The sequence below is a fragment of the Hydrogenophaga sp. RWCD_12 genome (assembly GCF_046604225.1).
GTDB lineage: Bacteria > Pseudomonadota > Gammaproteobacteria > Burkholderiales > Burkholderiaceae_C > Hydrogenophaga.
The window spans coordinates 248,760-263,120 of sequence record NZ_JBKIXC010000002.1 but is presented as its reverse complement, the minus strand read 5'-3'; the positions used below and the strand labels follow the sequence as shown (position 1 = coordinate 263,120).

Here is a 14,361-nt window from a genome sequence, read left to right as displayed (position 1 = left end):
GGAATTATGCGCGCCGTGCATGAGCGCCGCCCGGCCGTTCCGAAGGCGCTCAGCCCCGCAGTGTGAAGCACGGAGGGTCGTCCCATACCGCACATACCCTGCTTTTCCGGGGTTTGGGCAGCGCCCGCTTCCGTTACGATAGCGAGAGCCTAGGGTTAACCCTTATCTCATTCCCATGACCCAGAACCCGCCCGCCGTCTTCCCGTCCCGCATCGCCCACGAAGGGCTGCGCCAGAAAATCATGTCGGCCGACGCGGCGGCCGCCCTCATCCACCACGGCGACCACGTGGGCATGAGCGGCTTCACCGGCGCCGGCTATCCCAAGCTCGTTCCCCTGGCGCTGGCGAAGCACATCCAGCAGCAGCACGACGCCGGGCAGGAATTTCGCATCGGCCTGTGGACCGGCGCCTCGACCGCACCCGAACTGGATGGCGCGCTGGCCAAGGTCGGTGGCATGGACATGCGCCTGCCCTACCAGTCCGACCCGACCTGCCGGGAGCGCATCAACGCCGGCGACATGGCCTACACCGACATCCACCTCTCGCACGTGGCGCAGTACGTGTGGTTCGGCTTTCTGGGCAAACTCAACGTGGCAGTGATCGAGGTGGCAGGCGTGCTGGAAGACGGCCGCCTGATCCCGGCGACCTCGGTCGGCAACAACAAGACCTGGCTGGACCAGGCCGACAAGGTCATCCTGGAAGTCAACCACGGCCACCCGCTGGCGCTGGCCGGCATGCACGACATCTACTACGGCACCGAGCGCCCCCCGCACCGCAAGCCGATCCCGATGACGCACGCGGGCGACCGCATCGGCGAGCCCTACCTGCGCTGCGACCCGGCCAAGGTGATCGCCATCGTCGAGACCAACCTGCCCGACCGCGACACCCGCTTCACCGCGCCCGACGAAGCCTCACGCCGCATCGCCGGCCACCTGATGGACTTCCTGCAGAACGAAGTGAAGCAAGGCCGCCTGCCGCCCGAGCTGCTGCCGCTGCAGTCGGGTGTGGGCAACATCGCCAACGCTGTGATGGAAAGCCTCAACGACGGCCCGTTCACAGGCCTGCAGGGCTACACCGAGGTGCTGCAGGACGGCATGCTCGCCCTGCTCAAGTCCGGCAAGATGCGCATGGCCTCTTCGACCGCGATCTCGCTCTCGGCCGAGGTGATGAAGGAGTTCAACGAGAACCTGGACTTCTACCGCGAGCGCATCGTGCTGCGCCCGCAGGAGATCAGCAACCACCCCGAGGTGATCCGCCGCCTGGGCCTGATCGCGATGAACGGGATGATCGAGGCCGACTTGTACGGCAACGTGAACTCCACCCACGTGATGGGCACGCGCATCATGAACGGCATCGGTGGCTCGGGCGACTTCGCGCGCAACGCCTACATCTCGATCTTCATGACGCCGTCGACCGCCAAAGGCGGCAGCATCAGCTGCATCGTGCCCATGGTCAGCCACGTGGACCACACCGAACACGACGTGCAGATCGTCGTGACCGAACAGGGTCTGGCCGATCTGCGCGGCCTGTCGCCGCGCCAGCGCTCGCGACTGATCATCGAGCGCTGCGCCCACCCGGATTTCAAACCGGCGCTGCTCGACTACGTGGAGCGCAGCGAAGCCAACGCCCGGGCTGGCCACGCCGGCCTGCACACGCCACACCTGCTGGAAGAAGCGCTGTCCTGGCACAGCCGGTACGAGCGCACCGGCAGCATGAGGCCCTAGTCGGAACCGGACTGCTGCAGGGACCACATCCCTGCGTAGGTGCCGCCCTTGGCGACCAGGTCCGCGTGCGTGCCGCGCTCGACGATTTCGCCATTGACCAGCACCAGGATCTCGTGCGCATCGACCACCGTCGAGAGCCGGTGCGCGATCACCAGTGAGGTCTTGTTGCGCGCCGCGCTCCTGAGCTCGGTCTGGATCGCGCGCTCGTTGGCCGAGTCCAGCGCCGAGGTCGCCTCGTCGAAGATCACGATGGGCGGGTTCTTCAGCAGGGTGCGCGCGATCGCCACCCGCTGCTTCTCACCGCCCGACAGCTTGAGGCCACGCTCACCCACCGTGGTCGCGTAACCCTGCGGCAGGCGGTCGATGAAGCTGTGGATGTGGGCCGCCTTGGCCGCCTCGACCGCCGCTTCGTGACCTGCGTCGGGCCGGCCGTAGAGGATGTTGTATTCAATGCTGTCGTTGAACAGCACCGTGTCCTGCGGCACGATGCCGATCGCCTGGCGGACGCTGGACTGCGTGACCTGACGGATGTCCTGCCCGTGAATGGTGATGCGGCCGCCCCCGTGCGGTCCGCCTGGCTCGTGGTTGCTGACGTCGTAGAAGCGGTACAGCAACCGAGCCAGTGTCGACTTGCCCGAGCCCGAAGGCCCGACGACCGCGACCGTCTTGCCGGCCGGGATCTCGAAACTGATGCCGTGCAGGATCTCGCGCGCCGGCTCGTAGGAGAAGCGCACGTTCTCGAACTTCACCGCCGGCGGGCCATCCAGCTGCAGCGGCTGCGCCCCCGGCTGGTCGGCGATCTCGCGCTCCTTCTCCAGCAGCACAAACATCTTGTCCAGGTCGGTCAGGCTCTGCTTGATCTCGCGGTAGAGCACGCCCAGGAAGCCGAGCGGGATGTAGAGCTGGATCATGAAGGCGTTGACCATCACCAGGTCACCCAGCGTCATGTGGCCGTCGGCCACGCCCTGCGTGGCGCGGTACAGCATCAGCACCAGCGCGACCGCAATCACCAGCTGCTGACCGGTGTTGAGCATGGAGAGCGTGGTCTGGCTCTTGATGCGTGCGCGGCGCAGCTTCTCCAGCGCCTCGTCGTAACGGCGCCCCTCGAAGGCCTCGTTGTTGAAGTACTTGACGGTCTCGTAGTTCAGCAGCGAGTCGATCGCGCGGGTCTGGCTGCGCGACTCCAGCTCGTTCATCTCGCGCCGGAACTTGGTGCGCCACTCGGTCACCGTCACGGTGAAGGTGACATACAGCACCAGCGCCACCAGCGTGATCCACACATAACCCATGTCGAACCTGGTGCCCAGCAGGGTGAGCACGAAGGTCACCTCGATCAGCGTGGGGAAGATGCTGTAGAGCGAATACGAGATCAGCGACTGCACGCCGCGCGTACCGCGTTCGATGTCGCGCGTCATGCCGCCGGTCTGGCGCTCCAGGTGAAAACGCAGCGACAGCGCGTGCAGGTGGCCGAAGACCTGCAGGGCGATCGAGCGGGTCGCGCCCTCCGTCGCTTTTGCGAACACCAGCTCGCGCAGCTCGGTGAACACGCTGGTCGACAGGCGCAGCAAGCCGTAGGCCACGATCAGTCCGACCGGCACCACCAGCATCGCCGCCGTGCTGCCGGGCGGGATCGTCATCGCATCGACCAGCTGCTTGAGCAGCAGCGGCACGCCCACGTTGGCTGCCTTGGCCGCGACCATGAAGCTCAGCGCCGCGATCACGCGCCACTTGTACTGCCACAGGTAGGGGAACAGGCGTTGCAGGGTCGCCCAGTCGGAGCGGGAAGCTGACGGGCCGCTGTCGGCGGCGGGCACGGGATGGGCGGCCCGGGAGACGGACGAGGAGCGCATGCGGGACAATCGTGGGAGTTAACAAGAGATTGTGCCCATGTCCAGCGAATCAAGCCCCCGCCCCCACACCGATCTCCCTGAAGGCCGCGAACTGGTGCTCAAGGTGATCCCGATGCCGGCCGACACCAACGGCAACGGCGACATCTTCGGCGGCTGGGTGATGGCGCAGGTCGACCTGGCCGGCGCTGTGCTGCCGGCGCGCTATGTGCGCGGGCGCATGGCGACCGTGGCGGTCAACCAGTTCATCTTCAAGCAGCCGGTGCGCGTGGGCGACATCCTGAGCTTCTTCTCGCACGTCACGCGTGTGGGCAACACCTCGATCACGGTGCAGGTCGAGGTCTTCGCCGAGCGCTTCTCGGCCCAGGGCCAGTACGTGAAGGTGACCGAAGCCAGCCTGACCTACGTGGCAATCGATCACGAAGGCAAACCGCGCACCATCCCGCGCGACGGTCTGCCGGCCGGTCTGGCCTGAACATTTCGTCTTTTCAGCGCAGCCAACGTTCGCGCCAGCGGCCGTAGATGTGTTCGGCCAGCGCGGTGCTGGCGGCCAGGTGTTGTCGCGTGCCCTCACGCATCGCCTCGGGCGTCTGCACCGTCTGCGGATGCGCCTGGCAGGCCGGCGCGTAGGCCTCACCCGGCACCGCGATCCAGTCTTCCACCTTGCGCTGCGTGATCTCGATGTGGAACTGCATCGCCAAGTGCTGGCGCAGCACGAACGACTGGTGCGGGCAGGCTGCCGACCCGGCGATGAGCTCGGCGCCTGGCGGCAACCCGACAAAGCTGTCGTAGTGCCACTGGTAAAGGGTGGCCACGGGCGTTTCGCCCAGCCATCCCCGCGCCGCCGCGCTGCCGCTGTGCCGCATCGGCAACCAGCCAATCTCGGGCACCGCCAGCGTCTCGACGCGCCCGCCGAAGGCCCGTGCCATCAGTTGGCCGCCCAGACAGTGGCCGATCACCGGCATGCCCAGCGCGTCGGCCTCGCGGATCAGCGCCTCGGCCTGGCGCAGCGAGCGGCGATAGTCGTTGGCGCTCCAGGCACCGCCGAGCACGGCCAGCGCTTTCAGGCCACGCACCGACGCCGGGTAGGCATCGCCCGCTTCGGTGCACAGCACACGCCAGCGCACGCCCTGCGTGTCCAGCCAGACACCGAGATGGCCAGGGCCGTCTTCGAGCAGGTGCTGCAGCACCAGCACCTCGGTGCCGTCGAAACGCGAGTCGTCCATGCCCGGAATGATCGCGAAGTGGCGCCCGGGGCCGGGAGCCAATCGGCGCCTGTCAGAAGGTGCCGTGCCGGCCTGCGCCGCCCGCGAACCGCGTCGCGCCCTCCAGGGCGTCTGGGATGCGCGTCTTGCCGCGCTGCCACTCCTGCTGGAGCGCCTCGCCCAGCGGCAGGTCCCACTGCGCGTAGGCGCTCTCGCGGTCGGCGCGCATGGTGGCCTGCGGAAACGCCGCCAGCTGCCGCGCCAGCATGAGCGCCGCCTCACGCGCCTGCCCGCGCGGCACCACCCGGTTGGCCAACCCCATCTGCAGCGCCTCGGCCGCTTCGACCTTGCGGCCGGTGAGGATCAGGTCCATTGCGTGGCCCATGCCGATCAGGCGCGGCAGCCGCACCGTGCCGCCGTCGATCAGCGGCACGCCGAAGCGCCGGCAGTAGACGCCGAAGCAGGCATCCTCTTCCATCACGCGCAGGTCGCACCACAGCGCCAGCTCCATGCCGCCGGCCACCGCCGCGCCGCTGACGGCGGCGATCACGGGTTTGGACAGCCGCAGGCGCGACGGTCCCATGGGGCCGATGGCGCGGGTGTCGTTGCTGTCGAAATCGAGCGCCGCCAGATCCCCGGCCTGCCCGGACGCCGCCAGGCGCGCGCCATGCTGCAGGTCCCAGCCGGCGCAGAAGTGGCCGTGTGCACCGTGGAACACCGCCACCCTCGCGTTCTGGTCGTCTTCAAAGGCCAGGAAGGCCGCGTGTAACGCCTGCGCGGTCACGCTGTCGACGGCGTTGCGCACCTCGGGACGGTCGAGGGTGACGACATGGATGCCGTCGAGGACTTCGGTGGTGACTGCGCTCATGCCTCACCCCACCAGCCGACCCGGCGTTCATCCAGCGCCGCCTGCAACTCATCCTCGGATACCTCGATCTCCATCCGCAGCAGCGCCCCCGCCATCGCCTTGCCCAGGTTGTCCAGCCGCAGGTTGCGCGCTCCACCGCCCTGGAGCGCCCCCTTGAGCACGAACTTCAGGGCCAGGATGTTCGGCAGCGGCCAGGCATCGACCTCGCCCGGCAGCCAGGGCGCGAAATGCGCCCGCACCCGCTCGGCCGTCACCTCGCGTGCGAGGATGCGGTAGCCGGCCTGATTCCAGGCAAACAGCCCGAAGTCGACCCAGTCGGCCTTGTCGCCGCTGCGCGCGTGCGCGAGGCGGACCAGGGGAATGCGCACGGTGCTCATGTGGCGGCCTCCAACAGTTCGACCTGCACCTGGGGTTCTACTTCCGCGCGCGGGATCAGCGTCGGCCAGATGCCCAGCAGCTCGCTGGTGTTGTGCAACCCCGTGAAGCCGCAGGTGTAGGCCGGGCCGCTCAGGCCGATCCAGGGAAACAGACGACCGAAGCCGTCGGCCGCGGCCTTGACATTGGTGCGCAAGACCAGCCGGGTCCAGAGTTCGTTCATCGCGTTGAGCTGATCCACCGGCGGCAAGGGCGCGAGCGGGCCATGGGCCGAGTTCAGGCCCGGGTATTCGATGAACAGCTCTTCGTGCGGCACGCGCCGCTCGGCCAGCTGGGTGCGGATGGTGTGGATCGCGGTCTGCGCCTTGTCCCAGGCATCGGGCCAGGAGAAGCCCCAGGTCACCTCGGCCTTGAAGCCGTCGCGAAAGCCCGCCACCACCTTCAGCCGGTCGCCCGGCGCGGTGCCCTGCGCGCCGGTCAGCCGCACGCGGTCGTGGCCTTCGTCGTGCAGGTGGATGCCGCCCATGTCCAGCACCACGTCGGGCGAGTGGTAGGCGTGCGGGTTGTGCACCTCGTAGAGCAGCTGCTGGCGCACAGTGTCGAAGTTGATCCGCCCGCCTGTGCCCGGCGCCTTGGTGATGAGTGCCGTCCCGCCTTCCCACACCTCGACGATCGGAAAGCCGATGTGCGCCAGATCGGGGATGGCTTTCCAGGCTTCCTGGCTGCCGAAGTTGCCGCCGCTGCCTTGCCCGGAGCATTCGAGCAGGTGGCCGACGGTCAGACCCTGCGCCAGCCGGTCCAGGCCAGCCGCATCGGTGGCCTTCAGGTCCCAGCCCAGGCTGTGCGCGATGGGTCCGAGGAACAGCGCTGCGTCGGCCACACGGCCGGTGATGACGATGTCCGCGCCCAGGTCCAGCGCGCGCACGATGGGCGCAGCACCCAGGTAGGCATTGCCGAACACCAGCCGTTCGCGCACCGCCGCCACCGCTTCGCCGGTGAACAGGTGCGACAACGCGGCGTCGGGCCGCCCGGGGTCCAGCAGCTGCGGCAACACATCGTCGCCGCTCACCACCGCGATGCGCGGCGTCCAGCCCTTGGTCGCCAGCGCCTCGCGCACCGCCTGCGCCGCCCCCATCGGGTTGAGACCACCGGCGTTACACACGAAGCGCACGCCCCGTGCCTGCATCAGCGGCCACAGCCGCAGCAGCATGGGCACCACGTCGCGCGCGTAGCCCAGGGCCGGGTCGCGCTGGCGGTCTTTCTGCAGGATGGCCAGCGTCAGTTCGGCCAGGTGGTCGCTGGCGATGAACTGCACGTTGCCGCGCTCAATGCTCGCGACCACGGGCTCCCAGTGATCGCCGTAAAAGCCGAGGCCGGCGCCGATGCGGATCGATTTCATGGGGTCAGCATAAGGGCATTCCCTATTTTTGCCAAGCGTTTGCTTGCTGAAAATACAGCCAGGGGAAACGATGGCACCTGCGCGACGGAGGCTCGGGTCTACCCTAGCGCCGGTTTCATGCAAGACCGATATAAAACCCGCACAACAACTGGACCTCGCGCCACAGAGATGGGAGCGCACCGTGTCCACAACAACACAGGAGACAGTGCGTGCAACTGCTGCAACTGCTGATCGGCGGCGTGGCCCAGGGATGCATCTACGGGCTCATCGCCCTGGGCTTCGTCCTGATCTACAAGGCGACCGAGACGGTGAGCTTCGCGCAGGGCGACCTGATGATGGTCGGCGCCTTCGGCGGTCTCCTGACCATGACGCTGCTGGGGTTTCCCTTCTGGCTGGCGGTGCCGGCTGCCGTGCTCGGCATGGGTGTCTTCGGCGTCGTGGTCGAGCGCCTGGTGGTCCGGCCCATCCTCGGCCAGCCCGCCTTCTCCATCGTGATGCTGACCATCGGCGTGGGCTACGTGCTGCGCGGCGTCATCACCATGATCCCCAACTTCGGCACCGACACCCACACGCTGGCCGTTCCCTACGCGGGCGAAGTGATGCGCCTGGGTTCGCTGGTGCTGGCCGCGGAACAGCTGGTGGTGATCGGCGTCACGGGCGTGCTGTGCGCCCTGCTGTTTGCGATGTTCCGCTACAGCAAGCTGGGCATCGCGATGCAGGCTTCGTCGCAGAACCAGCTCGCGGCCTACTACATGGGCATTCCGGTGCAGCGGCTCAACGGCCTGGTCTGGGGCCTGGCGGCCGGTGTGGCTGCGGTCGCGGGCCTGCTGCTGGCGCCCATCACCTTCGTGCACGCCAACATGGGCTTCATCGGCCTCAAGGCCTTCCCGGCCGCGGTGGTCGGTGGCTTTGGCAGCCTGCCCGGGGCCATCGTCGGCGGCCTGGTGATCGGTGTGGTCGAGGCGCTGTCGGGCTTCTACCTGCCCGAAGGTTTCAAGGACATCGCGCCCTACATCGTGGTGCTGCTGATGCTGGTGCTCAAACCGAACGGCCTGTTCGGCGAGAAGCTGCGCAAGAAAGTCTGAGGCCAGCCCGATGCGTTTCATCTTCAAGACCGACTACAACCAGGACATCCGGCTGGCCAAACACGGCGGCCATGTCTTCTGGTACGCGCTCCTGTGCGCTTTCCTGCTGGTCGCGCCCTGGACCCTGCCGGAGTACTGGCTGGCACAGCTGACCTTCGTGCTGATCTACGCCATCGTCGGGCTGGGACTGATGCTGCTGGCGGGCTTCACCGGCCTGTTTTCGCTCGGCCACGCGGCCTTCCTCGGCGTCGGCGCCTACACCGAGGCGGTGCTCAGCAACGCCGGCTGGCCATTCCCGATCTCCATCGCCTGCGCCGGTCTGCTGTCGGCCGCGGTGGGCATGGTGGTCGGACTGCCGGCCCTGCGCGTCAAGGGCATCTACCTCGGCATGGCGACGCTGTCTTTCGGCTTCATCGTCGAAGAAGGCCTGGCGCGCTGGGAGCACGTGACCGGCGGCAATGCGGGGCTGGCGGTCAACCCGCCGTCCATCGCCGGCTGGACGCTGGACTCGACCAACGCGTTCTATTTCCTGTGTCTGGCGCTCTGCGTCGGCGCGACGCTGGCGATCGTCAACCTGCTGCGTGCGCCGACCGGCCGGGCCTTCGTGGCGATCCGCGATTCGGAGATCTCGGCGCAGAGCATGGGCATCCACTTGGCGCGCTACAAGACCCTGTCGTTTGCGCTGTCGGCGGCGCTGGCCGGCATCGGCGGCGCGCTGTATGCCCACAAGATCCAGTTCCTCTCGCCCGACCAGTTCTCCATCGTGCAGTCGATCGACCTGCTGCTGATGGTGGTGATCGGCGGCCTGGGCTCGGTGCACGGCGCCTTTCTCGGCGCGATCTTCCTGATCGTGATGCCGCAGCTGATCGCGCTGGCCAAGGACGTGCTGCCCGAAGCCATCGGCCAGTCCACCGGCCTGCAGGGCACGGTCTACGGCCTGATGCTGATCGCCTTCGTGCTGTTCGAGCCCATGGGGCTGTACGGCCGCTGGCTGAAGGTGCGCACCTGGTTCCAGCTGTTCCCGTTCTACCGCAAGGGCATGTTCAAGCGGCAGAAGTCGTTCCAGAAGTCCGACCGCCTGAAGTGATCACCATGAACGACGACATCCTTCTCTCGGCCCGCGACCTCAGCGTGCGCTTTGGCGGCGTGCTGGCGGTCAACAAGGTGAGCTTCGACGTCCGCAAGGGCGAGGTGTTCACCCTCATCGGACCCAACGGCGCCGGCAAGACCACGGTCTTCAACCTGATCAGCCGGATCTACACGCCCACCAGCGGCGAGATCGATTTCTATGGACCTCGCGGCCCGCTCAAGCTGACCGAGCAGCCGCCGCACCGCATCGCCGGCCTGGGCATCGCGCGCACCTTCCAGAACATCGAGCTGTTCGAGCACGCGACCGTGCTGCAGAACCTGCTGATCGGCCGCCACACGCACCGGCAGACCGGGCTCTGGAGCGAGCTGCTGTTCACCGGCAGGACCCGCGCCGCCGAGATCGCCGCGCGCGAAAAGGTCGAACAGGTGATCGACTTCCTGGACCTGCAGCACCACCGCGAGTCGCTGGTCGCCGGCCTGCCGTATGGCGTGCGCAAGGTGGTGGAGCTGGCACGTGCGCTGTGCACCGAGCCGCGCCTGCTGCTGCTGGACGAACCGTCGTCGGGACTGAACGTGGAGGAAACCGAAGACATGGCGTTCTGGATCGCCGACATCAAGAACGAACTGGGCATCACGGTGCTGATGGTCGAACACGACATGACCCTGGTCTCCAAGGTCTCCGACCGCGTGCTGGCCATGAGCATGGGCGCCGAACTCGCAACAGGCACACCGGCAGAGGTGCAAAGCCACCCCGGCGTGATCGAGGCCTACCTCGGCACGGTGGACGATGTCTCCAGCCTGCGCCGAGAGAACCATGTGGGAGCTCAGCCATGACCGCCCCCGTCACCGACAGCGCCGTGCTCAAGCTGCTCAACGTCGAGAGCGCCTACGGCCCGATCAAGGCGATCCGCGGCGTCAGCCTGCAGGTGCGGCGCGGCGAGATCGCAACCGTGCTGGGCAGCAACGGCGCCGGCAAGACCACCATCCTCAAGACCATCAGCGGCATCATCGACCCGCGCAAAGGCAGCATCGAGTTCAAGGGCAGCGACATCACCGCACAGGACCCGGCGCACATCGTGCAGCAGGGCCTGATGCACGTGCCCGAAGGGCGCGAGGTGTTCCCGCTGCTGTCGGTGCGCGACAACCTGCTCATGGGCGCCTACACCCGCAAGGACCGCGACGGCGTGGCGCGCGACATGGAAGTGGTCTTCAACTACTTCCCGATCCTGCGCGAACGCGCCGTGCAGGACGCCGGCCTGCTCTCGGGCGGCCAGCAGCAGATGCTCGCCATCAGCCGCGCGCTGATGGCCAACCCCGACCTGATCCTGCTCGACGAACCCAGTCTGGGCCTCTCGCCAAGGCTGACCAAGGAGATCTTCGAGATCGTGGTGCGCATCAACCGCGAGCGCGGCACCACCATCCTGCTGGTCGAGCAGAACGCCAACATGGCGCTCAACGCCTCTGACTACGGCTATGTGCTGGAGAACGGCCGCATCGTGATGGAAGACACCTGTGCCCGGCTGCGCGAGAAGGAGGACATCAAGGAGTTCTACCTCGGCATGAAGGAAGCCGGCGTGCGCGCCGACCGCCGCTGGAAAAAGAAGAAGAACTGGAGATGACACGATGACCACGCTTTGGGATCTCTCCAGCATCCGTCCGCAGACCGGCATCGTCATGCCGGGTGAAACGATTCCTGCCATCTTCTGGAACGCGGTCGAGAAACGTGGCCCGAACATCTGGCTGCGGCAAAAGGAATTCGGCATCTGGCGCCGCTGGACCTGGTCGCAGGTCGGCGAGGCGGTGCGCGAGATCGGGCATGGCCTGCTCTCCATCGGCTTCGACGGCCGCGAGACGGCGTCCATCCTCTCCAACACCAACGTCGAGTGGGTGCTGTGCGACCTCGCGGTGCTGAGTGCCAACGGCGTCTCCAACGGCATCTACCCGACCGACGCCGCCGATCAGGTGCAGTTCCTCTGCGAGGACTCGCGCACCACCGTGCTGTTCGTGGAGGACGACGAGCAGCTGGACAAGGCACTCGAAGTGCGCGGCCGCCTGCCGCAGCTGCGCAAGATCGTGGTGTTCGACATGGACGGGCTGCGCGACTTCGACGACCCGATGGTGATCAGCCTGGACGCGCTGCGCGCGAAGGGCCGCGACCACCTGCGCGCGCACCCGAAGGCGCTGGACGAGCGCGTCGCTGCGGTGCGTCGCGAAGACCTCGCGATCCTGGTCTACACCTCGGGCACCACCGGCAAGCCCAAGGGCGCGATGCATTCGCACCAGGGCCTGGTCTATGCCGCACGCGGCTACAACACGCTGATCTCGCGCGACGAGACCGACGAGTGCATGTGTTTCCTGCCGCTGTGCCACATCGCCGAGCGCATGGGCGGCGAGTACTTCTCGCTCTACACGGGCGCCAGGCTCAACTTCGTCGAGAACCCCGAGACCGTGCCCGAGAACGTGCGCGAGATCGCGCCCACTGTGTTCACCGCGGTACCTCGCGTGTGGGAGAAGTTCTATTCGGGCGTGATGATCACGCTCAAGGAAGCCAGCAAGCTGCAGCAGGCCGCTTACGCCTGGGCCATCGGCGTCGGCCAGCGCGTGGCCGACCATGTGCTCAAGCGAGAAGAGGTGCCTGGCGGCCTGAAGCTGCAGTTCCGGCTGGCGCGGGTGCTGGTGCTCGACAACGTGCGCAAGCTGATCGGCATCCACCGCGCGCGCTTCCTCGTCACCGGCGCGGCGCCGATCTCGCCCGAACTGGTGCGCTGGTACCTCGCGCTGGGCGTGCCGATGCTGGAAGTCTGGGGCATGACCGAGACCTGCGGCGCCTCGACCGGCATCCCGGCCGACCGCATCAAGCCCGGCAGCATCGGCCCGGCCACGCAGTACAACGAAGTGCGGCTGGACCCGCAGACCAGCGAGATCCTGGTGCGCGGCCCCAACGTGTTCATGGGCTACCTGAACCTGCCCGAGAAGACGGCCGAGACGATCGACAAAGACGGCTGGCTGCACACCGGCGACGTGGGTGTGGTCGATGAGGAAGGGTTTTTCCGCATCACCGACCGCATGAAGGACATCATCATCACCGCAGGCGGCAAGAACATCACCCCCAGCGAGCTGGAGAACGAGCTCAAGTTCTCGCCCTACATCACCGACGCCGTGGTCATCGGCGACAAGCGGGCCTACCTCACCGTGATCATCATGATCGACCAGGAGAACGTGGAGAAGTTTGCGCAGGACAACGACGTGCCCTTCTCCAACTACGCCAGCCTCACCCGCGCGCCTGAGGTGCAGCAGCTGATCCAGGACGTGATCGACGCGGTCAACAAGAAGTTCGCCCGCGTCGAGCAGATCAAGAAGTTCTGGCTGCTGGAAACGCAACTGACCGCCGAAGACGAAGAACTGACCCCGACCATGAAGCTCAAGCGCAAGCTGGTGCAGCAGAAATACGCCGAGCCGATCGAAGCGATGTACCGCTGAGCCCCGACTCCAAGAACGACAACGGTTTCCCGCCCATTCCATCCAACAAGGAGACAAGACCGATGAAAGCCCGACTCTCAATGATCGCCGCCGCGCTAGTCCTGACGACCGGCGCCGCGCTGGCCCAGTCGCAAGGCGTGAGCAAGGACGAAATCCTGCTCGGCTCGATCCAGGATCTGTCCGGCCCGCTGGCGGGCTTCGGCAAGCAGATCCGCCTGGGCATGACACTGCGCGTGGACGAGATCAACGAACAGGGCGGCGTCAACGGCCGCAAACTCAAGCTGCTGGTCGAAGACAGCAAGTACGACCCGAAGAACGCCGTGCTGGCCGCCCAGAAGCTGGTCAACCAGGACAAGATCTTCATGATGGTCGGCCACCTCGGCACCGCACAGAACATGGCCGCGATGCCGGTGCAGTTCCAGAAGAACGTGATCAACTTCTTCCCGGTCACCGCCGCGCGCGAAATGTACGAGCCCTTCCACAAGCTCAAGTACTCCTTCGCCGCCACCTACTTCGACCAGATGAAGAACTCGCTGCCGATGGTGGTGAAGGAAAAGGGCGCCAAGAAGGTCTGCACCGTCTACCAGGACGACGAATTCGGTCTGGAGGTCGTGCGCGGCGCCAAGGAAGGCCTCAAATCCATCGGCATGGAAATGGCTGAAGAAGCCAGCTTCAAGCGCGGCGCCACCGACTTCGGCTCGCAGATGCAGAAGCTCGCCGCCGCGCAGTGCGACTTCGTCGTGCTCGGCACCATCATTCGCGAGACCGTCGGCACCATCGCCACCGCCCGCAAGCTCGGCTTCAACCCGACCTTCATGGGCAGCAGCGCGCTCTACACCGACCTGATCCACAAGCTCGGCGGCCCGGCCATGAACGGGCTGTACGCCACCATGACGGTGCAGAACCCCTACACCGACGACGCCTCGCAACCGGTGCGTTTCTGGGCCAACAAGTACAAGACCAAGTTCAACGAAGACCCGACCGTGTTCTCGGTCTATGGCTACAACATCATCGACACCTTCGCCAAGGCCGCCGGCAAGGCCGGGCCGAACCTGACCACCGACAGCTACATCAAGGTGATGGACACGCTGACGATTCCGTCCGACATCTTCGGCAGTGCCCCGGCCAGCTTCGGCCCGCAAAAGCGCCTGGGCAGCAACGTCTCGCGCCTGTCGCAGATCACCGACGGCAAGTGGAAGGTGATCTCCGACTACCCGAAGAACTGATTCCGTTCAGGGCATCAGCGACGCCTGGACAACAGGCCATGCGCTACCGCCGCCAGTGCCCTCG

At 66.6% G+C, this 14,361-nt stretch carries 13 protein-coding genes; 8 read left to right on the top strand and 5 right to left on the bottom strand.

Translation table 11 applies throughout. The features are described from left to right. Positions 1 to 175 precede the first annotated feature (175 nt). Positions 176 to 1,723 (top strand): acetyl-CoA hydrolase/transferase family protein, encoded by a 1,548-nt coding sequence (locus ACLIJ1_RS08300; protein WP_411365041.1) that lies wholly within the window; start codon positions 176 to 178, stop codon positions 1,721 to 1,723. Here ACLIJ1_RS08300 and ACLIJ1_RS08295 read toward each other — a convergent pair. Continuing rightward, complete coding sequence (locus tag ACLIJ1_RS08295) at positions 1,720 to 3,573, bottom strand: ABCB family ABC transporter ATP-binding protein/permease (protein ID WP_411365040.1); 1,854 nt, start codon at positions 3,571 to 3,573, stop codon at positions 1,720 to 1,722. The genes ACLIJ1_RS08300 and ACLIJ1_RS08295 overlap by 4 nt on opposite strands. Positions 3,574 to 3,610: 37 nt before the next feature. Here ACLIJ1_RS08295 and ACLIJ1_RS08290 point away from each other — a divergent pair, with 37 nt between their 5' ends. Then, complete coding sequence (locus tag ACLIJ1_RS08290) at positions 3,611 to 4,045, top strand: acyl-CoA thioesterase (RefSeq protein WP_411365039.1); 435 nt, start codon at positions 3,611 to 3,613, stop codon at positions 4,043 to 4,045. Between the two features lie 13 nt (positions 4,046 to 4,058). Here ACLIJ1_RS08290 and ACLIJ1_RS08285 read toward each other — a convergent pair whose 3' ends face one another. Genes ACLIJ1_RS08285 through ACLIJ1_RS08270 form a run of 4 tightly spaced genes read right to left on the bottom strand, consistent with a single transcriptional unit; the run spans position 4,059 to position 7,417 of the window. Next, a complete protein-coding gene (locus ACLIJ1_RS08285) occupies positions 4,059 to 4,796 on the bottom strand; it encodes a type 1 glutamine amidotransferase (RefSeq protein WP_411365038.1) in 738 nt (245 codons plus the stop codon). 52 nt (positions 4,797 to 4,848) lie between these two features. Further along, positions 4,849 to 5,643 carry a crotonase/enoyl-CoA hydratase family protein gene (locus ACLIJ1_RS08280; protein ID WP_411365037.1) on the bottom strand — a complete coding sequence of 265 codons (795 nt, stop codon included), beginning with the start codon at positions 5,641 to 5,643 and terminating at the stop codon, positions 4,849 to 4,851. Then, positions 5,640 to 6,020: a hypothetical protein gene (locus ACLIJ1_RS08275; protein ID WP_411365036.1), complete on the bottom strand. Its 381-nt coding sequence runs from the start codon at positions 6,018 to 6,020 to the stop codon at positions 5,640 to 5,642. The genes ACLIJ1_RS08280 and ACLIJ1_RS08275 overlap by 4 nt, the downstream gene beginning before the upstream one ends. Continuing rightward, positions 6,017 to 7,417: an acyclic terpene utilization AtuA family protein gene (locus ACLIJ1_RS08270; RefSeq protein ID WP_411365035.1), complete on the bottom strand. Its 1,401-nt coding sequence runs from the start codon at positions 7,415 to 7,417 to the stop codon at positions 6,017 to 6,019. The genes ACLIJ1_RS08275 and ACLIJ1_RS08270 overlap by 4 nt, the downstream gene beginning before the upstream one ends. 209 nt (positions 7,418 to 7,626) lie before the next feature. Here ACLIJ1_RS08270 and ACLIJ1_RS08265 point away from each other — a divergent pair, with 209 nt between their 5' ends. From ACLIJ1_RS08265 to ACLIJ1_RS08240, 6 genes are all read left to right on the top strand, one after another. Further along, entirely contained in the window at positions 7,627 to 8,502 is an 876-nt protein-coding gene (locus ACLIJ1_RS08265; protein WP_411365034.1) for a branched-chain amino acid ABC transporter permease, read from the top strand. A gap of 10 nt (positions 8,503 to 8,512) precedes the next feature. After that, the gene (locus tag ACLIJ1_RS08260) at positions 8,513 to 9,589 is read left to right on the top strand and encodes a branched-chain amino acid ABC transporter permease (RefSeq protein ID WP_411365033.1); all 1,077 of its coding nucleotides are present in this window, start codon (positions 8,513 to 8,515) and stop codon (positions 9,587 to 9,589) included. A gap of 5 nt (positions 9,590 to 9,594) precedes the next feature. Beyond that, complete coding sequence (locus ACLIJ1_RS08255) at positions 9,595 to 10,425, top strand: ABC transporter ATP-binding protein (RefSeq protein ID WP_411365032.1); 831 nt, start codon at positions 9,595 to 9,597, stop codon at positions 10,423 to 10,425. After that, positions 10,422 to 11,210: an ABC transporter ATP-binding protein gene (locus ACLIJ1_RS08250; RefSeq protein ID WP_411365031.1), complete on the top strand. Its 789-nt coding sequence runs from the start codon at positions 10,422 to 10,424 to the stop codon at positions 11,208 to 11,210. The genes ACLIJ1_RS08255 and ACLIJ1_RS08250 overlap by 4 nt, the downstream gene beginning before the upstream one ends. Positions 11,211 to 11,214: 4 nt before the next feature. Next, the gene (locus ACLIJ1_RS08245; protein WP_411365030.1) at positions 11,215 to 13,071 is read left to right on the top strand and encodes an AMP-dependent synthetase/ligase; all 1,857 of its coding nucleotides are present in this window, start codon (positions 11,215 to 11,217) and stop codon (positions 13,069 to 13,071) included. A 62-nt stretch (positions 13,072 to 13,133) separates the two neighbouring features. Continuing rightward, positions 13,134 to 14,297: an ABC transporter substrate-binding protein gene (locus ACLIJ1_RS08240; protein ID WP_411365029.1), complete on the top strand. Its 1,164-nt coding sequence runs from the start codon at positions 13,134 to 13,136 to the stop codon at positions 14,295 to 14,297. Positions 14,298 to 14,361 lie beyond the last annotated feature (64 nt).